The organism is Frondihabitans sucicola (assembly GCF_030296615.1).
Lineage (GTDB): Bacteria > Actinomycetota > Actinomycetes > Actinomycetales > Microbacteriaceae > Frondihabitans > Frondihabitans sucicola.
In genome coordinates, this window is sequence record NZ_AP027732.1 from 548934 (window position 1) to 569554 (window position 20621).

Annotated in this window: 15 protein-coding genes and 3 pseudogenes; 6 read left to right on the top strand and 12 right to left on the bottom strand. The window is 70.5% G+C overall.

Annotation, left to right across the window (positions count from 1 at the left end; genetic code table 11):
- Positions 1–118: 118 nt before the first annotated feature.
- Positions 119–5131, bottom strand: coding sequence for a GH92 family glycosyl hydrolase (locus QUE79_RS02870; protein ID WP_286345343.1), 5013 nt, complete (start codon positions 5129–5131; stop codon positions 119–121).
- A gap of 314 nt (positions 5132–5445) precedes the next feature.
- Here QUE79_RS02870 and QUE79_RS02875 point away from each other — a divergent pair, with 314 nt between their 5' ends.
- The 4 genes and pseudogenes from QUE79_RS02875 to QUE79_RS02890 all read left to right on the top strand — a co-directional run bounded on the left by QUE79_RS02875 (position 5446) and on the right by QUE79_RS02890 (position 10639).
- Complete coding sequence (locus QUE79_RS02875) at positions 5446–6321, top strand: hypothetical protein (protein ID WP_286345344.1); 876 nt, start codon at positions 5446–5448, stop codon at positions 6319–6321.
- The gene (locus tag QUE79_RS02880) at positions 6318–7712 is read left to right on the top strand and encodes a hypothetical protein (protein ID WP_286345345.1); all 1395 of its coding nucleotides are present in this window, start codon (positions 6318–6320) and stop codon (positions 7710–7712) included. The genes QUE79_RS02875 and QUE79_RS02880 overlap by 4 nt, the downstream gene beginning before the upstream one ends.
- Positions 7679–9457 carry an SCO7613 C-terminal domain-containing membrane protein gene (locus tag QUE79_RS02885; protein WP_286345346.1) on the top strand — a complete coding sequence of 593 codons (1779 nt, stop codon included), beginning with the start codon at positions 7679–7681 and terminating at the stop codon, positions 9455–9457. The genes QUE79_RS02880 and QUE79_RS02885 overlap by 34 nt, the downstream gene beginning before the upstream one ends.
- Positions 9458–9527: 70 nt before the next feature.
- Positions 9528–10639 (top strand): annotated as a pseudogene (locus tag QUE79_RS02890) (LLM class flavin-dependent oxidoreductase).
- Positions 10640–10787: 148 nt separating this feature from the next.
- Here QUE79_RS02890 and QUE79_RS02895 read toward each other — a convergent pair.
- The 10 genes from QUE79_RS02895 to QUE79_RS02940 all read right to left on the bottom strand — a co-directional run bounded on the left by QUE79_RS02895 (position 10788) and on the right by QUE79_RS02940 (position 17096).
- Positions 10788–12623, bottom strand: a complete 1836-nt coding sequence (locus QUE79_RS02895; RefSeq protein WP_286345347.1) for a bifunctional copper resistance protein CopD/cytochrome c oxidase assembly protein — start codon at positions 12621–12623, stop codon at positions 10788–10790.
- A 93-nt stretch (positions 12624–12716) separates the two neighbouring features.
- Entirely contained in the window at positions 12717–13004 is a 288-nt protein-coding gene (locus QUE79_RS02900; RefSeq protein ID WP_286345348.1) for an HU family DNA-binding protein, read from the bottom strand.
- Between the two features lie 136 nt (positions 13005–13140).
- Positions 13141–13446, bottom strand: a complete 306-nt coding sequence (gene rpsN, locus QUE79_RS02905) for a 30S ribosomal protein S14 (RefSeq protein WP_119869845.1) — start codon at positions 13444–13446, stop codon at positions 13141–13143.
- A 2-nt stretch (positions 13447–13448) separates the two neighbouring features.
- A complete protein-coding gene (gene rpmG / locus QUE79_RS02910) occupies positions 13449–13616 on the bottom strand; it encodes a 50S ribosomal protein L33 (protein ID WP_055961458.1) in 168 nt (55 codons plus the stop codon).
- Complete coding sequence (gene rpmB, locus QUE79_RS02915) at positions 13616–13852, bottom strand: 50S ribosomal protein L28 (protein WP_055961461.1); 237 nt, start codon at positions 13850–13852, stop codon at positions 13616–13618. The genes rpmG and rpmB overlap by 1 nt, the downstream gene beginning before the upstream one ends.
- Positions 13853–13990: 138 nt before the next feature.
- The gene (locus QUE79_RS02920) at positions 13991–14416 is read right to left on the bottom strand and encodes a Fur family transcriptional regulator (protein ID WP_286345349.1); all 426 of its coding nucleotides are present in this window, start codon (positions 14414–14416) and stop codon (positions 13991–13993) included.
- On the bottom strand, positions 14413–15315 hold the full coding sequence (locus tag QUE79_RS02925) for a metal ABC transporter permease (protein ID WP_286345350.1): 903 nt from the start codon (positions 15313–15315) through the stop codon (positions 14413–14415). The genes QUE79_RS02920 and QUE79_RS02925 overlap by 4 nt, the downstream gene beginning before the upstream one ends.
- Entirely contained in the window at positions 15312–16160 is an 849-nt protein-coding gene (locus QUE79_RS02930) for a metal ABC transporter ATP-binding protein (protein ID WP_286345351.1), read from the bottom strand. The genes QUE79_RS02925 and QUE79_RS02930 overlap by 4 nt, the downstream gene beginning before the upstream one ends.
- A gap of 7 nt (positions 16161–16167) precedes the next feature.
- The gene (locus QUE79_RS02935) at positions 16168–16362 is read right to left on the bottom strand and encodes a TroA family protein (RefSeq protein ID WP_286345352.1); all 195 of its coding nucleotides are present in this window, start codon (positions 16360–16362) and stop codon (positions 16168–16170) included.
- Between the two features lie 17 nt (positions 16363–16379).
- Positions 16380–17096: a metal ABC transporter solute-binding protein, Zn/Mn family gene (locus tag QUE79_RS02940; protein ID WP_286345353.1), complete on the bottom strand. Its 717-nt coding sequence runs from the start codon at positions 17094–17096 to the stop codon at positions 16380–16382.
- A 312-nt stretch (positions 17097–17408) separates the two neighbouring features.
- On the opposite strand from QUE79_RS02940, the pseudogene QUE79_RS26085 reads away from it, so the two are divergent.
- Positions 17409–18482 (top strand): annotated as a pseudogene (locus QUE79_RS26085) (sensor histidine kinase); the annotation flags it as partial.
- A 73-nt stretch (positions 18483–18555) separates the two neighbouring features.
- Positions 18556–19206, top strand: a complete 651-nt coding sequence (locus QUE79_RS02950) for a response regulator (RefSeq protein WP_286345355.1) — start codon at positions 18556–18558, stop codon at positions 19204–19206.
- Positions 19207–19253: 47 nt separating this feature from the next.
- On the opposite strand, the pseudogene QUE79_RS02955 reads toward QUE79_RS02950, so the two are convergent.
- Positions 19254–20620: pseudogene (locus QUE79_RS02955) on the bottom strand (dihydrolipoamide acetyltransferase family protein).
- Position 20621: the final 1 nt, after the last annotated feature.

Sequence of the window (20621 nt, forward strand, 5' to 3'; positions counted from 1 at the left end):
AGTTTTCGCATTGCCGTTCCGGCAGCCGCACACCGGCAGCGGGCGCGCCGGCGACCACCGAAGTCGCCCCCGACCACGAAGGTTCGTGGCGGGGGCGCTTCGGTGCGCGGGCAGCGAGTTACTTGACGGTGGCCGCCAGGGTCGCCGCCGAGCTTCCGGAGCCGTCGTCCGCGGTGACGGTCACGCTGTACGTGCCGCGGTCGGCATACGTATGCGTGCCCGTGATCGCTCCGGTCGCCGACACCGTGGCGGTGGTGGTGGCGGAGCCGTCACCCCAGTTGACCTCGGCCGTGTAAGCACCGGCGGTGGCGGGACGACCGCCGGTCACCGTGGCCAGCCGGCCCGAGAACGGAGCGCGAGCGCGGGCCGTGAGCCCGGCGGCGGGAGCCACGGAGAGCGCCGGGACGGACACGCGGGTGCCGTCCGTGGCCACGGCGAACACGTGGATCCTGCCGACCTTCGTGATGTCGCCCGTCTGAACCGGCAGCGTCAGCGAGACCGCCTTCTTGCCGGCGGGGAGGGTGAACGGCGCCGTGGCGTAGATCGCCGCCACCGCGTCGTCGCCCTGCGAGCCTCCGCCGTAGCGGCCGTTCGACTTCGCGACGACGACGTTGCCGAACTGCGGTGACGTCACCGCAGCCGTCCAGTCACCGAACTGGATGGGGAGCGAGCCGGTGGAGCCGTCGGAGTAGGTCAGCGTGCCGACGGTGTCCTGAGGCTTCTCGTTCGCCGTACCGATCACCGAGAGCTTCGTGACGCCGTCTCCCAGGTCGAGCGGGATGACCTGACCGTTGCCGGTCGCGTTGTCGGGTTTGCCCGCCGCGACAGCCGGGAGATCGAAGGTGAGCGCGGTGCCGGGCACCGCGACCGTCGTGCCCGGCTTGAACCCGTTGGCGGCGAGCGATGCGGCCGAGAAGGCGTTGCCCTCCCCGTCGCAGCTCCCGCCGTGACCGTCGGTCGCCAGGCAGATGCTGTCGTAGGCGCTGGTCAGCGAGGGCGCCGTCCGCGAGACCGCGATGGTCGCCGTGGTCGAGGCCATGCGCCGGCCGTCGGTGGCCGTGATGAGCACCGTGTAGCTGCCGGCCGCCTGGAACGTGTGCGACGCGGTGACGTCGTACGAGCCGAGCGAGTTCTTCGTGAGAGTCGCCTTCTGCGGGCCCTTGCCGTCTTGGAAGTCGACGGTCGCGGTCGACGTGGCCGCCGTCGATCCTGCGATCGACGCCAGCGGCGCCGTGACGGGAGACGCCACCGAACCCGTGACCGACGACCGCGGGGTCACCGTGAAGCCGGTCTGCTTCGCCGTCGTGTCGCTCAGCAGCTCGAGCTCCGACAGGGTCGGCGCCTTGCCGTCGGTCGTCGCGGTGATCGACAGCCGGTAGTGCGCGAACGCCGACGGGTGCGCGATCTCGAACGGCCGCGTCTGCGTCTGCCAGGGCCAGGTCTGGCCCTTGCGCTGGTCGACGGTGATCCACTTCTTGCCGTCCGACGAGCCCTCGAGCTTCCACGCCGTGGGCGACGAGCCGGTCGCGCCGTTGGTGAGGGTGTACGACGTCACCGTCGCGGGGCCCGCGTCGGATTCGAACGAGATCGCAGGATCCGAGGTGGCGAAGGTGACGGACGAGGTCGAGTCGTCGTCGGTGAGGGCTGCGAGGTCCGTCCCGTCGTTCGACGTGACGGATCCGTTGCCGGCCTTCGTCGCATCCACCAGGGGCACCGGCGTCTTCTCCGCCTTCGGGGCGACAGCACCCCAGGTCGACGGTGTGGACGTCATCTCGAAGCGAAGCGTGCCGCCCTTCGCGACCGCGTCGGCCGACAGGGTGGTCGTCGGGAGACGGTGCCCGTTCAGCGTCGCGCCCTTGATGTAGACGTTCGAGGCGCTGTTGTTCGGCGCTTCGATCGTCAGGCGGTGGCCGCCGAGCGGTGAGACCACGGCGTGCGTGAACAGCGGCGAGCCGATCGTGTACGTGTCTGACGCCATTGCCAGCGGGTAGAAGCCGAGCGAGGAGAAGAGGAACCACGACGACATCTCGCCGTTGTCTTCGTCACCGGGGTAGCCCTGCCCGATGTCACTGCCGACGTAGAGGCGGCGAGTGATCTCGCGCACCGCGGCCTGCGTCTTCGACGGCGCACCGGCGGCGGCGTAGAGGTAGGGGATGTGGTGCGAGGGCTGGTTGCTCATGCCGAGCTGACCCATGCGGACGTCGCGGGCTTCCAGCATCTCGTGGATGGTCCCGCCGTAGCCGCCGGGCTTGGTGGCGGTCTCGGGTGTCGCGAAGAACTGGTCGAGCTTCTTCACGAGCCCGTCGGAGCCGCCGTAGAGCGAGGCCAGGCCGGCCACGTCGAACGGGGCGTGGAAGGCGAAGTTCCAGCCGTCGGTCTCGGTGTAGGCGCCACCCCACGACTCGGGGTCGTAGTCGGCCGCCTTCTGCTGGAAGGTGCCGTCGGCGTTCTTCGCCTGGAAGAACCCGATCGACGGGTCGAAGAGCTCGACGTACTGCTTCGCCTGGGCGAGGAAGTACGTGGATTCCTCCTTGAGCTGCGGCTTGCGCGCGGCCGGCACCTTCGGGTCGGTCGCCAGCTTGGCGGCCATCTGCCCGATCCCGTAGTCGTTGATGTAGCCCTCGAGAGCCCACGAGACGCTCTCACCGGTGGTGTCGGCCGTGTAGCCGAGGAAGATGCTCGTGTCGAGACCCTTCCGCCCGACGCCCGAGTTCGGCGGCAGGACCGTGGCGTTCTTCAGGGCTGCGTCGTACGCGGACAGCGCATCGGACGTCGAGACCCCCTTGATGTAGGCGTCGGCGAAGGCGACGTCGGACGACGTGCCGGTCATCAGGTCGGCGTAGCCGGGGCTCGACCAGCGGGCGATCCAGCCGGCGTCCTTGTACTGCTGCACGAAGCCGTCCATCAACTCGCCCGCGAGCTTCGGGTAGAGCATCGAGTAGGCGGGCCAGGCCGTGCGGTAGGTGTCCCAGAAGCCGTTGTTGACGTAGACCTTGCCCTTCTTGACCTGGGCGTTGGTCGTCGTGGCGGTCGCCGTTCCGATCTGCTTCGCGACCGGGCTGGCGTACTCGTACACGGGCTTCTTGGTGGTCCCGGTGTTCTCGAACTGCGAGTTCGGGTACATGTTCAGGCGGTAGAGGCTGCCGTAGGTCGTGGCAAGTTGGTCGGCGGTGGCGCCGCCCAGCTTGATCACGCCGAGGCGCGAGTTCCAGGCCTTCACCGCCGCGTCGTGGACGGACGCGAAGGACTTCCCGGTGACCTCCTGGTCGAGGTTGTTCACGGCCTGGGCGGACGAGATGAATGACGTGGCGAGACGCAGTTCGACCGTCTTGTGCTTCGAGGTGTCGAAGGTGGCGTAGCGGGCGCTGGTGCGGTTGCCGGCCGCGGCGCCGTTCGTGACGGGCTTCTGGTCGAAGCGTCCCGTGACGAACATGCGGCTCGCGCCGGTCGAGAGACCGGAGCCACCGTCGACCCAGCCGGAGACGGTGCCGTCGGCGGCGACCGTCAGGCCGGAGGTGCCGGCGACCTGGTCGACGAGAACGCTCCCCGAATCACGGGTGAAGGTGAACTTCATGACGGCGGCGTGGTCGGTCGGCGTGACGGACGCGGTCATCCCGTTGGTGAACGTCACCGAGTAGAGGTCGGGTCGGGCGATCTCGTCGTCGTGGCTGAACTCCAGCGCCCGCTTGGAGAGAGTGGCGTCGGGAGCCGCGCCGGCGGCGCCGGGAACGGCGGGCAGGATCGCGAGCTGGTTGCGGTCCCCCATCCACGGGCTGGGCTCGTGCGAGACACCGATTCCCTGCAGCGTCGGCAGGTTGTTGGCGTCGTTGGTCGAGGCGTAGTTGTAGAGCCAGGTCTGCGACGAGGCGTCGGTCATCGGCGTCCAGAAATTGAATCCGTTCGGCAGTGCCGCCGCCGGGATGTTGTTTCCGCGGGAGAAGCTGCCGGACGAGTTCGTGCCGCGACGGGTGTCGACGTACGAGACGAGGCCGTCCTTGGTCGAGGCCTTGGGGGCGTCCGCGACGGCGATGTCGTCGAGGTAGCCCTGGAAGCTCGTCGCCGCCTTGCCGGACGGGTTGTCGTAGGTGAACAGCACCTTCGTGATCGTCTTGCCCTGGAGCTTGCCGAGGTCGATCTTCACGGAGTTCCACTGGTCGGCGTAGAGGATCTTCGACTTCCCCTGCGCCTGCGCCGAGATGCCGTCGCCGTGCCCGTCGACGAGCCCGTACTTCGAGGCGCTGACGAGGTCGCCGTTGCTGAGCTGGAGGTCGACGGCCGCGTAGGTCGCGGGGTACTGGAGGTCTCCGCCGAGCTCGGGGAAGATCTTGTAGCTGAGCTGCGTCGCCCTGCCGACCTTGAGCTTCAGGTCGTCGTAGAGGACGTTCGTCGCGCTGGCCGCGCCGTCGGCGACGTGCTCACCGGCGTAGCGGAGCGACGCGAGGCCGGTGAAGCCCTGGCCCTTCTTGAGGTTCGGCCCGGCTGCCGGGCCACCGGCGACGACGGTCGCCATCGGGCTGGCCGGCGGGGCGGTCGTGGTGCCGTCCGAGAGACTCCAGTCGGCGAGCTGGGTGATCGCGTCGCCGGCGTTCTTCGTGATGCTGAGCCGGTACGTCGTGTACGCGGCGGGCTTGGTGACCGAGTAGGAGTCGGTGGCACCGCGGCCGCTGAACGACTGGCCGGTCTGCGTGTCGAGAGTGGTCCAGGTGCTGCCGTCGCTGGATCCTGCGACCGTGAAGTCGACCGGATCGCGACCGGAAGAGTCGTTGGCGCTCGTCAGGGAGTACTTCGCGAGGGTCTGCGCGCTGTCGAGCGTGTACGTGATCGTCGCCGTCGTCTCGAACGCGAGCCACTTGGAGGCGGCGTTGTTGTCGGCCAGGTTGGCGGCGACCTCGTCGGGCGCGTTCTCCGCGCTGGCCGTGACATCGGTCACGTGCCCGAGGAGGCTGCCGACCGGGAAGGCCGCCCTGCCGACGACGTTGACCGGGTCGCGCAGCGGCGTGCTCGTGAGCGGCTGCGCGTCGTTCGCCTCGAAGGAGGAGTGGAAATCGGCGGTCTTGCCACCGCCGTGGTGGTTCGTCGAGGCCTCGGCCGACATGGCACCTCCGCTGGTCATCAGGGCCGCGGCGGTCACGAAGACCGCCGTTCGCTGGAGGACGCTGCGCACCCTCGTCGGCCGGTCGGTTGTTGGACCCCTGCGTACTACGGACATCTTCGTCGCTTCTCCCGGTGTGATCTCTCAGGACATGCTCGCCGGTCGGGTTAATGACAGCGTTGTCATGCAGACTCCTGTCTACCCCCTCTCGGGGGTCGCCGTCAACCGGGATCGCCGATCAAAGGGGCAGAAGTGCCCCTGGGGCACTTGTGCCCTCGCTCGCTCTGGGGTGAGATTCCGCGGCTGATCGGGCATTAGGGTGACGCAACGGTCGCGAATCAGCGGAGGACGAGATGGACGAAAAGACGCAGTGGCCACCCAGCGCCGAGGCTCTCGGCGACACGACGCTGTGCCCGTCCTGCTTCACCGAACTGATCGGCATCGCCTGCCCCGCCTGCGGCCTCCGGCTCGACGCCCCGGCCGCCGAGCGCCTGCTCGAGCACGTCCGCCACATGCTGGCGGCCGACGCGAGACGACACGCGCTCGTCGCGGAGATCCGGGTCGAGAACCTCCGGGTCGCAGAAGCCCGCAGGATCGACGCCGAGCGGGCGACCGCAGACCGACGCGCCCGCGAGCAGGCGGCGCAGGATCGAGCGGACGCGTCCGGGTGGGTCGCTGCCGCCGCGCCGCCACCCGCCTACCGCGCGACCTTCGCCCCGGCGCCGACCTCCGCCGTCGCCACCGGGCCCGTCCGTCGCCGCAGCACCGTGCAGATCCTGCTGTTGGCCGTCGGCATCGTGCTCGTCTCCGTGACGGCCATCTTCTTCGCGCTGATCGCCTTCCTCGTCACGTCGGCCAGCGTTCGCGCGGTCCTGCTCCTGCTGATCGCCGGCGGAGTGTTCGCGACGGCCCGCGGGCTCCGCCGCCGCCTTCCCGGCACGGCCGAGGGCATCGCGACCCTCGCCATCGTGCTGGTGGCGCTCGACGGCCTCCTCGTCCGCGCCCAGGGCCTGTTCGGCTCGGGCGGCGTGGGGGCTGGCTGTTCACGGGGTTGTACGCCGGCGGGCTGGCGACGCTCGTCCTCCTGCTCGAGCGTCGCACGCGACTCCGCTCCCTGCGGCTCGGCGGCCTGGCACTCGCACCTCTGGCGACCTTCGGCATCGGCTGCGGGATCGTCTCCACCGCAGCGAGCGACGGCTCGACGAGCGCCTGGGCGGGCGCGGCCGTGACAGCCATCGTCGGCCTCGCCCTCGGCCGCTTCTCCCGAACGCCGATCGAGATCACCTGGGCCAGGTCCGTCACGACCGCGGCCCTCGTCGGCGCCAGCCTCGCCGGGTACACGGCGGCCTCCGGCCTCGTCGGCGGCGGCTCCCTCGCGCTGCTCGTCGCGGCCGCGCTCTGGACGGGACTCGCCCTCGTCGACGGCGGCGCCGGCGTGTGGCAGGCAGGATGGGGAGCCGGGAGCGTCGGCCGGTTCGCGCGCGCGGGTCTCGGGGTCACCCTCGTGCTCGCCCTGGTCGACCTCGTCGCGCGCCTGGGCGTCGCCGGGCTCCTGGCCTGGCTCGCACCGGCGTCGACGCTGGTGGCGGCGGCGCTGGCGGCGGCTGCCCTGGCCCGCACCCGACGACTGCTGAGCCGCACGGCCGATGGTCCTTCCGACTCCGATCACCGCTGGTCCGCGTGGCCGCTGATCGCCGTCCTCCGCGGTGGCGTTGCGGTGATCCTGGTCTGCGCCGCGCTGCTCGCCGTCCCCGACCTCGTGGTCGTCCTGGTCACGATCCTGCGTCGCACGGCGGCCTGGCTTTCGGCACCGGCGTTCGCCCGCGATCCGCTCGCGAACCCGTGGCCGGTGCCCGAGGTGCCGGGCACGGGCGCCACGTTCGTCTTCTGGGCAGCGCCGGCTCTCGCCGCGACCGCCGTCCTGGCGGTCCTCGTCCTGCAGATGCTCGACGGGAGTCTCGCTCGCCCGGCCCGCGGCTCGCTGAGCCGCGCCTGTCGCGTCGTCGCGGTCGCTCTGGTCGGGATCGCGGCCCTCGACGGTGCGATCCTGACCACTGTTCCCGCGCTCGAGACGGCGCTGCTCGGGGCCCTCGTCGCGATCGCGCTGCTCGCGATGCGCTGGCGCTCGCGCGTGAGCGGCACGCTGCGCTGGATCGGTGCAGCGATGGCGATGGCGAGCAGTCTCCTCCTGCTCGCGTCGGCAGGCGCGACGCACGACCTGTGGCCGGCGGGCGTCGTCGTCGCCGTCGTGACCCCCTGCTGGTGCGGGCGTCGGTGCGACTCGTCCCGCTGCCGCGCCTCGGACGGATCGCCGTCCGCGGCGGGCTGGGCGTGTTCGCGCTCGTCGTGGCCCTGGTCGCCGCGGGGCGCGGACCGAGCTGGGTCTCGGCCACGGCGCCCGCGCGCGACGGAGCCGTGGCGCTCAGCCTCGGGGGCCTGCTGGCCCTCGGGCTGCTCGCCGTTGCGCCGATCGTGCGGAAGCCGAACGATCCGCCGAACGCTCTCGCCGGCGCCGACGGTGCCGTCACGGCAGCGGATCGCAGAATGCGGCGCCGACGCGCACCCGGCCGAGGACGGCTCGCGCGGGTGGAAGCGGGCTGCCTCGCGCTCACCGCGCTGATCGCGGTCGTCGTCGGCCTGACGAGCACGGCCGTGCAGACCTTCGCCGCCGGGGAGTCGGCGCTCCACCCCGCCGCCTGGGCGACTCTGCTGACGATCGTCGGCGCGGTGGGCCTGCTCTGGATCCTCCTGCCCGTCCCGGGGCGTACGCAGGAGCGGCTCGTCGCCGCCGCCCTCACACCTGCGGCGCTGCTCGGAGCCGCGGCCGGCTTCTCGCGGGCAGCGAACGCCTGGGGCGACGTCGTCGTCGCGGGAGTCGTGATCCTGCTCGCCGCGTTCGGCGCGAGCGCGTTGGCCCGGGCGACGACGCGACGGCCGGCGTGGGACGTCGTCACGGCCCTCGGTGCACTGGCTCTGCTGCCGGCCGCTCTCGCGACAGCCCACGCCTGGCTCCCTCTGCTGCTCCTGGCCGTCGCCGCGCTCGTCGCGGCCTCCGGAAACGGACCGGTGCTCACCGGATCCGCGCCCCGGCGACACCTCGCGTGGGTCGCGCTCCCCCTGTCCACGGCCGCGCTGTGGATCGCACTCGTCCAGCGGTCCGTGACGCTGGTCGAGGCGTACACGCTGCCCCTCGCCGGAGTCCTGCTGCTGCTGGCGGCGGCGCTCACGCTCTGGCGGGAGCCTGCCGTCACGAGCGCGCCCGACGACGACCGGGGTCTTCCGCTCGACGGACGCACGGCGCTGTTCGCCGCGGCGCTGGCCACGGGAATCCTGCCGAGCCTCGTCGTCTCGGGCGGCGGGCCCGTCGTGCGCCCCCTCCTCCTCGTGCTCGCAGGATCCCTCGCCGCCGCGCTCGTCGTCGCCGGGCCGGCGGTTCGCGCACTGGCGACTCGCGGGCCGGCAGTCCGCCTTCCGCTCATCGTCAGCGCGCTGGTCGCCGTCGGAGGGACGTCCGTCGTCCGCGGCGTCACGGCCGGCCTCGACGGTGCGGGTCGGAGCGCTGCGGCGCCCTGGACCGCTGACGCGTGGGCCGCGGGCGGCGCCGTGATCCTGCTCGCCGCCGCCCTCGCGTGGCGCCGGGACGCTGCCGGAGGTCCGGCATCGCCGAGGACGGGTACCTCCGTGTGGGCGGCTCCGGTCGCTGTGCTGGGGGCGATCGTCACGCTGACCGTGCCCGAGCTGGTGCTCGTGCCCGCGCACCCCGGCGAGGCGATCCGGCCGGTCGTCGTCGCCGCCGTCCTCGCCGGCGGGTCCGTGCTGGCAGCGGGCCGAGCGCCAGCCCAGGCCGCCGGCCTGCTCCGATTCGTCGCGCTGGGCGCCTCCGCCTTCGTCGTCTTCGACGCCCTGGTCGCCGGGGTCGCCCACCGCGTCGCCTTCGAGGCTCTCACCGCCCCGCTGGCGGCGGCACTCGTCGCGGCCGGGGCGCTCGACCTCCGTCGCGACGCCAGCCGTCGCTCCTGGCCGGCGCTCGGTGCGGGTCTCCTGCTCGGGCTGCTGCCGTCGCTCGCGGCGGACTACCTCGACGTCACGGTGCTGCGCGTCGTCCTGCTCGGCGCCGCGGCGCTCGCCGTGCTCCTCGTCGGCGTGCGGGCGCATCTCCAGGCGCCGGTCGTGATCGGCGGAGCCGTCGTGATCCTGCACGCCCTGGCGCAGGTCTGGCCCGGGCTGCAAGTGCTCTCGACCAGTGTGCCCTGGTGGCTCTGGGCGGGGGTCGGCGGCGTCCTGCTGATCGTCGTCGCGGCGACCTACGAGCGCAGGATCCAGCAGGCGCGCGCCGTGACTCGCACTCTCGCGTCACTGCGCTGACCGACGTGTCGGAATAGTGCGGCCACCTCGGCGTTGCAGTAACATGCAAACGCATAGAAATGGGGACCCCATGGCCACCGCAACACATCCCGACCGGATCGTGCCCGAGATCGATCCTGCGACCGTCGAGCTCGGACTCGACACCTTCGGCGACGTGACCGAGCAGTTCGGTGGCGCTCCGCTCGCCGGACCACCGCTGACGCACGCGCAGTCGATCCGCAACCTGCTCGACCAGGCGGTCCTGGCCGACGAGGTGGGCCTCGACTTCATCGGCGTCGGCGAGCACCACCGCGTCGACTTCGCCGTCTCCGCGCCCGAGGTCGTGCTCGGCGCCATCGCGGCCCGAACGTCCCGGATCAGGATGGGCTCGGCCGTGACAGTGCTCTCCTCCGACGACCCCGTGCGCGTCTTCGAGCGCTTCGCGACCGTCGACGCGCTGTCGAGCGGACGCGCCGAGGTGATCCTCGGACGCGGCTCGTTCACCGAGTCGTTCCCGCTGTTCGGGCTGGACCTGGCCGACTACGAGGTGCTCTTCGAGGAGAAGATCGAACTCTTCGCCGCTCTGCTCCGCGACGAGCCCGTCACCTGGGAGGGCACGAAGCGAGGAGCCCTGAACGACCAGTGGGTCTACCCGCGACCCGAGTCGGGCACGCTCACCACGTGGGTCGGCGTCGGCGGGTCGCCGCAGTCGGTCATCCGAGCGGCGCACTACGGCATGCCGCTGTTCCTCGCGATCATCGGCGGCCAGCCCGCCCAGTTCGCCCCCTACGCCGATCTCTACCGCCGGGCTCTCGAGCAGTTCGGTCAGGCACCGCAGCCGATCGCGATGCACTCGCCCGGGTTCATCGCGGCAACTGACGAGGAAGCGCTCGAAATCCTCTACCCGTACCAGGAGGCGCAGACCAACCAGCTCGGGCGCGAGCGCGGCTGGGGCCCTACTCGCGCGAGCAGTACCTCGCGACGGCCGCCGCCGACGGGGCGCTCTACGTCGGTTCGCCCGAGACCGTGGCGCGGAAGATCGTGCGCAACCTGCGCATCCTCGGGGCGACCCGCTTCGACCTGCGGTACAGCATGGGGCAGCTTCCGCACGAGCACCTGATGTCGAGCATCGAGCTGTACGGCCGCGAGGTGGCACCGATGGTGCGCGAGCTGTTGGCTGCGCCTGCTGCTGCGACGGTGTAGCGCTCGGCCGCACGAGGGCGTGTCTGCCCCAGACCCCGGGTCATGGACACCGCTCTCGTCTGCGGGCCAAAGCCGCACGCACGCACACGGGTTCAGCCGCCGGCGCCACCAGCTGCAGCACGCCGGGCGACCCGCAGTGCGCCCCCGGTCAGCGCCGCGCACGCCACCACTCCGACGACGCCGAACACCACGCCGGCCTGCTGCTGATCCGCCACCGGCGCCGCCCCCACTCGCGGCCCATCGCCCCGAACCAGTTGGCCAGCAGCAGCCCCTGCGTCACGGCCAGCCATGCGCCGAGTGCGACGACCACGGCGGCGACGAGTGCGGCCAACCCCATCCGCACGCCGAAGCCGGCCGTCACCGGCACCGGGTCGACTCCGGCGAGCGCCTGGGCGAAGAGCAGGCCGCACAGCAGCAGACCGAGCACGAGCACGAAGTGCCCCAGGGCCGACGTCGCGGTGAATCGCAGCAGCGGCGTGAAGAGCGCCGCCCAGAACGAGAAGGCCAGCAGGATCCCGCCGACGGGCGGATAGGTCAGCCACGCCGCGACCCTCGACTGCACGATCAGAAGCAGCCACTCGCGCGGGCCGCGGCTACGGTCGGTCCGTTTGGCGATCGCCAGGAGAGCCATGGTCCACGGCGCCGCCGGCACGAGCAGGATCGGCACGACCAGACCTGCGACGACGACCGTCACCAGGTGCGCACTCATCAGGTACGAGCCGTAGACGTTCGGCGCCCCGCAGGTGACGTACGCGAGCAGCGCCAGCCCGACGCACCACCGGATGGTTCGCGACACCGGCCAGGAGTCGCCCCGACGGCGCAGGCGCACGACGCCGGCGACGTAGACCGCGACGAGGAAGACGCAGGCGAGGAGCCAGACGAGGTCGAGGTTCCAGGCGGTGATCCAGCGCAGCGGCGTGAACTCGGGCGGCAGCACAGCGTCGGTCAGCACTTCGGCCGGGGTGACCGCCGCCGTGTCGTTGACGGCCTGCTGCGCGACCGGTGTCTCGGTGCGGGCCAGAGCGGCCGCGATGCCCGAGGCGAGCCCGAGGAAGCCGAGCTCGGCGGCGACGAACCACCAGAACGTCGGCTTGCTCGCCTCCAGGCGGTTCTGCAGGCGCGCGATCAGCACGCGGCGGTGCACGACGCCGAACAGTCCGAGGACGATCAGCGCGACGACCTTGGCGATCACGAGCAGACCGTACTTCGAGCCGATCTCGGACCACGAGCCGATCCTGATCTCGGCGCTCGCGACCCCCGACACCGTGACGATCACGAAGCAGACGAGCGCGATCGAGGAGTAGCGCGCGAGGACGGGACCGAGCCGGGCCTTCTCGATCACGGGCCGCAGCAGCACCAGCCCGAGCAGCCCGCCCAGCCAGACGGCGGCGCCCTCGATGTGCAGGCCGAGGGCCGTGACCGCGGCGGTATGGCTCGCGGTGCCGGCCGCGTGACCCTGCTGCGCGATGGGGATCAGGGCGCCCGCGGCCAGCAGTGCGACGAAGAAGACGGGGGTGACGCCTCGCACCGCGAAGCAGAGCACCGTCACGGCGGCTGCCAGGAGAGTCGACACGAGCCACGCGAGGCCGAGGCTCGTCCCGGTGAGGAAGAACGCCAGGGACTCGCCGAACTTCGCGTCGGGGGTGACGGGAACGTTCGACACGCTCAGGAAGGTGAAGAACCCGGTGACGCAGGATGCCACGGTCCAGCAGAGCGAACCGGCCGACGCGATGTCGAGGGCCCGGCCCCACTCGGGCCGCTCGGGCGTCAGCGCGAAGCAGGTGAGCGCGAGGGTGCCGATGGCGAGCGCTGCGGTGAGGTCGGTGACGAGCGTGGCGATCGGCAGACCGAAGCGCACGACGCCGCCCGGGTCTGCCAGCGGCAGGCGGTCGGCCGCCCCGCCGAAGAACAGCGCCACCAGGAGTGCCCCGAGCGCGGCCAGCAGCAGGATCGCGGGCGCGGCGAGTCGGGTGAGGCGTGGCACCCGGCAAGCCTATAGAGGCTTAACTGAAGGAAGGGTTGTCGCCCGGGGACGACAACCCTTCCTTCGAGAAAGCAGCCAGATTCTTGAGGGAACCTACTTGACCGAAGCCTTCAGCTTCGAGCCGGCGCTGACCTTGACGCTGTCGCTGGCGGCGATCTCGAGAGCCTCACCCGTCTGCGGGTTGCGGCCGGTGCGAGCGGCGCGGTGCGTCTTCTCGAAGGCGATCCACCCGGGGATGGTGACCTTCGTGCCATCGGCCACGTTCTTCGAGACGACGGCGAAGAGAGCGTCGACGACGCCGCTCACTGCAGCCTGGCTCTGGCCGGACTCGGTGGCGACAGCTGCGACGAGCTCGGTGCGGTTCAGTGACTTGTCAGCCATAGGTTGTCCTCCTCGGACGCGATTTTTGTTAAGCACTTGATGGTGGTGCACGACTGCTGTTGACAGTCGAAAGGCGGTTCTTCGCCGGCCAGCCCTGGATTTACAGGGATACCGCGGTGGAGAACCGCCTCAGAACCTACCAGGAAGACTTCGTGATGCCCGGCAATTCGCCACGGTGAGCCATGTCGCGGAAGCGAACACGGCTGACACCGAACTCGTTGAGGTACCCGCGGGGGCGGCCGTCGATCGCGTCGCGACCGCGGACGCGGACCGGCGAGGCGTTACGGGGCAGCTTCTGCAGGCCCACGCGAGCGGCCTCGCGGCTCTCGTCGGTGCCGTTCGGGTCGATCAGAGCCTTCTTCAGCTCGAGGCGCTTCGCGGCGTAGCGAGCGACGATCTCTTTACGCTGGTTGTTCTTCGCAACCATGCTCTTCTTGGCCATGTTTAGCGCTCCTCGCGGAATTCGACGTGCTTGCGGATGACCGGGTCGTACTTCTTGAGCACGAGGCGGTCGGGGTTGTTACGACGGTTCTTCTTGGTCACGTACGTGAAACCGGTGCCCGCCGTCGAACGGAGCTTGATGATCGGACGGACGTCCTGGCTCTTGGCCATTAGATTTTCTCCCCACGTGCGAGCAGGTCCTTGACGACCTTCTCGATGCCGCGAGCATCGATGACCTTGATGCCCTTGGCGCTCAGCGTCAGCGTCACGTTACGACGCAGCGAAGGGACGTAGTACGTCTTCTTCTGGACGTTCGGGTCGAAACGACGCTTGGTGCGTCGGTGCGAGTGCGAGATGTTGTGCCCAAAGCCGGGAACGGCTCCGGTCACCTGGCAGGTTGCTGCCATGGTTTTCCTCCGTAGATACCGTAGAAGCAGAGCTTCTACCCAAGGTCACTTGTCGGCGTGCGTCATCCACTTCTCCGGAGAGATACAGCGAGGATTCGGCCCACATGAGCGCAGATAGCACTCAACCAAGGAGCTAGCTTACGTGACACGCCCGGGTTCGGCAACCTGGCCGCCCGCGGCGGCGAGAGCCGTGCACGCCGCGCAGAGCCCGAACACGTCGACCACGTGGTTCGCCTGCGTGAATCCGTGCTCTGCTGCGACCTGGCGAGCCCACTGCTCGACCGGGTCGGCCGAGATCTCGACGGTCGTGCCGCAGTTCCGGCAGATGAGGTGGTGGTGGTGCGTGCCCTGGGTGCAGGCGCGGTACAGGCTCTCGCCGTCCTGCTGCAGCGCGTCCACCTCGCCGGTCTCCTCGAGCGAGGCGAGCGCCCGGTACACCGTCGCCAGCCCGATCGACGACCCGGTGTCGCGCAGGTGCGAGTGCAGCACCTGCGCGCTCACGAACCCCTCGGTGCCGGTGAGGGCGGTGCGCACGGCCTCCCGCTGCCACGTGTTCCGCTTCATGCGTCGACCGCGACCTTCTCGGCGACGGCCGTCGGAGCGACGGTCGTGCGGCGGGGCCGGCGCTTCTCGCGTCGTCCGCCGACGAGGCGGCAGACGAGCCAGATGGCGAACGAGATCGTGGTCACGTACGGCGAGATCGGCAGCCCGCCGCCGAGGGCGAGCAGGATCCCGCCGACCACGGAGACGACGGCGAACACCATGCTCAAGACGGGCACCCAGATCGGGGAGACCGTGAGCCGGAGGGCGGCAGCCGCCGGAGTCACCAGGAGCGACAGCACGAGCAGGGCCCCCACGATCTGCACCGACACGGCGACGGACAGGCCGAGGACCAGCATGAAGACGATCGACAGCGAGCGCACCGGAATTCCTGCCGCTGCGGCGACGTCGGGGTCGACGCTGGCGAAGGTCAACGGTCGCCAGACGACGAGCAGCGTCACGATCACAACGGCCGAGATGGCCAGCAGCCAGCCGAGCTGCGGGTTGTCGACCGAGACGATCTGGCCGGTGAGCAGACCGAACTTGTTGGCGGCGCGCCCCTGGTAGAGCGCGAGCGCCAGGATCCCGAGACCGAGACCGAACGGCATCAGCACCGCGATGATCGAGTTGCGCTCGCGAGCGCGGTTGCCGAGCACGCCGATCAGCAGGGCGGCCAGCACGCTGCCGACCACCGACCCGGTCACGACGTTCACTCCGACGAGGAGGGCGATCGAGGCGCCCGCGAACGAGAGCTCGCTGATGCCGTGCACGGCGAACGGAAGGTTGCGGGTGATCACGAACGGCCCGATCAGACCGCCGACGATGCCGAGCAGGGCGCCCGCGAAGATCGAGTTGCGCACCAGGACGACGAGCTCGCCGAAGTTCTGGAACGAGAGGATGTGGGTCAGGACGTCGAGGTTCATCGGATCGGCCCCTCCGGGTCGGCGTCGGCGTCGGCGTGGTGGTGCGCGTGGTCGTGCTCGCCCTCGCCGATGGCGGTCGCCTCGGTGCTGCCGACGATGACGATCCTGCCCATGGTTCTGACGACGTCCACCGGCGTGCCGTAGAGGTCGCTCAGGACGTCGGCGCGCAGGACCTCGTCGGGTGTGCCGATCGTGAAGCGGCCGCCGGCGATGTAGACGACCCGGTCGACCACGTCGAGGATCGGGTTGACGTCGTGGGTGACGAAGACGACGGCCGCACCGGTCTTCCGGCGCTGCGCGTCGATCAGCTCGGTGACGCCCCGCTGGTGCCGGAGGTCGAGCGAGATGAGCGGCTCGTCGCAGAGGAGGAGCGCGGGCTGCGAGGCGAGTGCCTGCCCGACCCGGGCCCGCTGCTGCTCGCCACCCGACAGCGAGGCGACCGGCGCCGTGGCGAACGTGCTCGCGCCGACCTCGTCGACGAGCGCATCGATCCTGCGCCGCTCGTCGCGCGACTCGCGGCGGAGCCCCCACCGGTGGCCGGTGATGCCGAGCGCGATCATGTCGCGGGTGCGGAGCGGGGTGCCCGACTCCATCAGGCGCTGCTGGGGGATGTAGCCGATCTTGCGGTGACCGCGCCGGACCGGCTGCCCGAGGAACTCGATCGTGCCGTCGGAGAGGTCCTGCTGCCCCAGGATCGCCTTGAGCAGGGTGGTCTTGCCGGCTCCGTTCGGGCCCAGCACGGCGATGAACTCGCCCGGGCGCACGTCGAGGTCGAGCCCCGCCCACAGGGTCCGCTCGCCGAAGCTCATGCCTGCGCCACGGAGGGTCAGCACCGGTTCGCTCATCTCGTCGTCACCTGGCCAGCGCCGCCGTGATGGCGTCGATGTTGCCCTGCTGCCAGGCCTGGTAGTCGTCGCCCTTCGGAAGGGTCTCCGTCACCGGGATCACCGGGACGCCCGCCTTCTCGGCCGCCTTCTGCACCTGAGACGTCTCGGGGCTCGAGGCCTGCTCGTTGTAGGCGAGAAGCGCGACCTTCGTGCCCGTCATCAGCTTGAGGGTCTCGTTCAGCGCCGCCGGGGAACGTCGTTGCCCTCTTCGACCGCGTGCGAGAAAGCCTCGGGGGTGACGTTCTTCAGGCCGATCGCGTCGAAGAGATAGCCGGGCACCGGCTCGGTGTACGAGACGTCACGACCCGCGTCGCGGGATTTGAGGGCGGCTGTCTGGCCCTCGAGCTTCAGCATCGACTGGCGGAAGGTGGCGGCATTGGAGAAGAAGGTCTTCGCCCTCGACGGAGCCTCCTTGGCGAGGTTCGCGGCGATGGCGTTGGCGACCTTGACCATGGTCGGGTAGTCGTAGAAGACGTGTTCGTTGAGGTCGCCGTCGACGGCCTTGAAGCCCGACAGCGTGACGGCGTTGATGAGAGCGGCCTTCGACGAGGTCGACGAGCGCATGGTGTCGACGTAGTCGTCGTAGCCGCCGCCGTTCTCGATGATGAGCCGGGCCTTCGAGATCGCCAGCTGCGTCTGCGCGTCGGCCTCGAATCCGTGGGGGTCTTGGTTCGGATTGGTCAGGATGCTCGTGACCTGGACGGCCGAGCCGCCGATCTGCGACGCGATGTCGCCGTAGACGTCGGTCGAGGCGACGACGAGGACCTTGCCCGACGTGCCGGTGGAAGAGCCGGTGCCGGCGTCGGCCGTGCCGGTGCTGGAGGAGCAGCCGGCGAGAGCCAGCGAACCGGCGGCCGCGAGAGCGGCACCGGCGAGGAGGGGGCGGAACTTCACGGAGGAATCCATCTAAGGGCGGCGTGGAAGGAGGACGCGGGGTGCCGCCCTCGAGCCCCGGCCACGGACGACGTTATGCTAAACGATAATCATTGTCAAAAAGGGTGCCGGTACCCCGGTACGACGGGCCGGTTCTCGGGGACGACCGTGATCCTGCGCCCTTCGGGGTAGTTTCGAGGCCATGACCGACGACCGGACCAGGGCCTTCCGGCGCGAGTTCTGGCTGGGCCCCCTGGGCAGGCCGCGGCCGACGCCGACGAACTGTTGCTGCCGCGTCCGCCCGGCGTGTTCCGGCGCTTCTGGTTGACGCACGTGCTACTCGCCGACATCCTCATCGCCATCTTCGCGCTGCTCACCGGCTACGTCGAGAGCATCGACGACGGGCTCGGGTTCGCCGGGGCCGACTGGCTCGTCCACGGGTTCTTCGTCATCCCGCTGATCGGCGCGGCCGCGCTGGTCCTCCGCCGGCGGCGGCCGCTTCTCGCCATCGCGATCGTCATCGTCTGCTCGGGGATCCTCACCGCGTTCAACGACGGATCGACCCTGGGCGTGGCCCTCATCGTCGCCATCTACTCGGTCGCCGTCTACAGCGGGACCCTGCAGGCGTGGATCGCCGCGGCAGCCGCCTACGGCTCCTACCTCCTCATCGTGATCGCGCAGCGCGGGTCCAGCGACCGCCCGTCGCTCATCCTGGTCATCGTCCTGTTCGCGCTCCTGGTCGGAGTCAACATCGGCAACCGCCGAAGGTACCTCGACGCCCTGATCGAACGGGCAGCCCAGCTCGCCCGCGAGCGCGACCAGCAGGGCCTGCTCGCCACGGCGGCGGAGCGCTCCCGCATCGCGCGCGAGATGCACGACGTCGTCGCGCACAGTCTCTCCGTCATGGTGCGGCTCTCGGACGGCGCCGACGCCGTCGCCGACACCGACCCCGACCGGGCGCGCGAGGCCGTGCGGCAGATCGGACAGGTCGGGCGCGACTCGCTCCGCGACATGCGGCGCCTCCTCGGCGTCCTGCGCGAGGACGGCGAGGCAGCGACGGCGCCGCAGCCCACCCTCGACGAACTCGACCGCCTGATCGAGACCTACCGCACGACCGGGGTGCCGGTGGCCGTCCAGCAGCGCGGGACACCGCCGACCGACTCCAGCGTGCAGGTGGCCGTCTACCGCGCCGTGCAGGAGTCCCTGACCAACGCACTCCGCTACGCCAACCAGCCCTCCCGCGTCCTCGTCCAGCTCGACTACGGCGACGAGAGCACCGTCGTCGACGTCACCGACGACGGCATCTACCTCGGCCCGCCCACCTCGGTCGGCACCGGCCGCGGCCTCGTCGGCCTGCGGGAGCGCGCCGCGATCCACGGCGGCTCCGTCGAGGCCGGCCCCCGCATCGATCCTGCGACCGGCCTCGAACGCGGCGGCTGGCGCGTCCACATGACCCTGCCCCACCCCCGGAGGACAACCGATGACCGATACCACCCTGCTGCTCGTCGACGACCAGGATCTCCTCCGCGCCGGGATGGCCATGGTGCTCGGCGCCGCCGAAGGCCTGCGCGTCGTCGGCGAGGCCACGAACGGGGAGGACGCGATCGCGCGGGCGACCGAGCTGCGGCCCGACGTCGTCCTCATGGACGTCCGGATGCCGGGGCTCGACGGCATCGAGGCGACCCGGCGCATCGTCGCGGCCCTTCCCGAGACGCGCGTCATCATCCTGACCACGTTCGACCTCGACGAGTACGCGTTCGGCGGCCTCAACGCCGGAGCGAGCGGCTTCCTCCTGAAGGACGCCCCCTCGGCCGACCTGGTACAGGCCATCCACACGGTGGCCGGCGGCGAGGCCATCGTGTCGCCCCGCATCACGCAGCGCATGATCGAGATCTACCGCGGGAAGATGCCCGAGACGACCGTCGATCCTGCCGCGGCGACGCCGCTGTCGGAGCGCGAGCGCGAAGTGCTCATCGCGATCGGCCGCGGGCTCTCCAACACCGAGATCGCGGCGGAGCTCTTCCTCTCGGAGTCGACGGTGAAGACGCACGTCGGCCGGGTGCTCGCCAAGCTCGAGCTGCGCGATCGGGTGCAGGCCGTCATCTACGCGTACCAGCGCGGGCTCGTCTGATCGTGATTTCGGGGGCCGGGTGACCCGGCGACCGAACCAAGAACGATTCAGTCCAGCAAAAGAGCCGGCTCTTCCATCACGCTGGCGACGTCGGCCACGAAGCGCGAGGCCACGTCGCCGTCGACGACCCGGTGGTCGAAGCTGGCGCCGATGGTCGTCACCATGCGCGGGCGTACCTCGCCGTCGGTGACCCACGGCTTGAGCTTGATCGTGCCGAGCGCCACGATGCCGACCTCACCCTTGTTGAGGATGGGCGTGCCGGTGTCCATGCCGAAGACGCCGATGTTGGTGATCGTGATGGTGCCGTTCTGCGTCTCGGCCGGCTGGGTCTTCCCGTCGCGGGCCGTGAGCGTGAGTTGCTCGAGCGACTGCGCCAGCTCGAGCAGACTCATCGCCTGGGCCTCTTTCACGTTCGGCACGATGAGTCCGCGCGGGGTCGCGGCCGCGATGCCGAGGTTGACGAAGTGCCTGACCAGGATCTCCTCGTCGGTCCACTCGGAGTTGACCGTCGGGTTGCGCCGTACGGCCCAGATGACGGCCTTGGCCATGATGAGCAGAGGCGAGACCTTGACGCCGGCGAACTGCGCCGAGTTCTTGAGGCGCTTGACGAACTCCATCGTGCGGGTGGCGTCGACGTCGACGAACAGGCTGACGTGCGGGGCCGTGAAGGCACTCGACACCATTGAGGTGGCGATGGCCTTCCTGACCCCCTTGACCGGGATCCGCTCGATGCGTTCGTCGCCCCACTCGGGCGTCTCGATGTTGTGGAAGACGCTGGCCTGGCGCGCCTGCCGGATGACGTCGTCGCGCGTCGTCTCGCCGGCGAGGCCGGTGGGCTCGACCAGGGCGAGGTCGACGCCGAGGTCTTTGGCGAGCTTGCGGATCGGGGGTTTCACGATCACCGGTTGGGCCGATGCCGCGGGCACGGAGGCGGGACGGCGGCGCTTCTCTTCTGCCACGCGCTGCACGCGCGCGTCGGCCTCGCCCTTGCTGGGGCGGCGACGTCGCGTGCTGAGGTGCGCGCCGGTGATGCCGTAGCCCACCAGGACGGCGCCCGAGCCGTCTTCGTCGACCGAGGCGGACGCCGCGTGGACGACCTCTTCGAATGCGGCAGCTTCGGCCTCGGCCTCGAGGATCTCGTCGGCCGGCGTCCGCGGGATCTCGGCGCCCGCAACACGGATGATGGGTGCGCCCACGGCGACGGTGTCGCCGACGGCGACGAGCAGTTCGTCGACCCTGCCGGCGAACGGCGAGGGAGCTCGACGAGCGACTTCGCGGTCTCGATCTCGACGATGACCTGGTTGAGCGCCACGGTGTCGCCCGCGGCGACCTTCCACTCGACGATCTCGGCCTCGGTGAGGCCCTCGCCGACGTCCGGAAGGTGGAATTCGTTGCTGGTGACAGTGGTCGACATG

Coding starts and splice junctions, on each gene's coding strand:
- QUE79_RS02875 (WP_286345344.1), top strand. CDS start 5,446: ATGGACGAAAAGACGCAGTGGCCACCCAGCGCCGAGGCTCTCGGCGAC.
- QUE79_RS02900 (WP_286345348.1), bottom strand. CDS start 13,004: ATGGCTGACAAGTCACTGAACCGCACCGAGCTCGTCGCAGCTGTCGCC.
- rpsN (WP_119869845.1), bottom strand. CDS start 13,446: ATGGCCAAGAAGAGCATGGTTGCGAAGAACAACCAGCGTAAAGAGATC.
- rpmG (WP_055961458.1), bottom strand. CDS start 13,616: ATGGCCAAGAGCCAGGACGTCCGTCCGATCATCAAGCTCCGTTCGACG.
- rpmB (WP_055961461.1), bottom strand. CDS start 13,852: ATGGCAGCAACCTGCCAGGTGACCGGAGCCGTTCCCGGCTTTGGGCAC.
- QUE79_RS02920 (WP_286345349.1), bottom strand. CDS start 14,416: ATGAAGCGGAACACGTGGCAGCGGGAGGCCGTGCGCACCGCCCTCACC.
- QUE79_RS02925 (WP_286345350.1), bottom strand. CDS start 15,315: ATGAACCTCGACGTCCTGACCCACATCCTCTCGTTCCAGAACTTCGGC.
- QUE79_RS02930 (WP_286345351.1), bottom strand. CDS start 16,160: ATGAGCGAACCGGTGCTGACCCTCCGTGGCGCAGGCATGAGCTTCGGC.
- QUE79_RS02935 (WP_286345352.1), bottom strand. CDS start 16,362: ATGACGGGCACGAAGGTCGCGCTTCTCGCCTACAACGAGCAGGCCTCG.
- QUE79_RS02950 (WP_286345355.1), top strand. CDS start 18,556: ATGACCGATACCACCCTGCTGCTCGTCGACGACCAGGATCTCCTCCGC.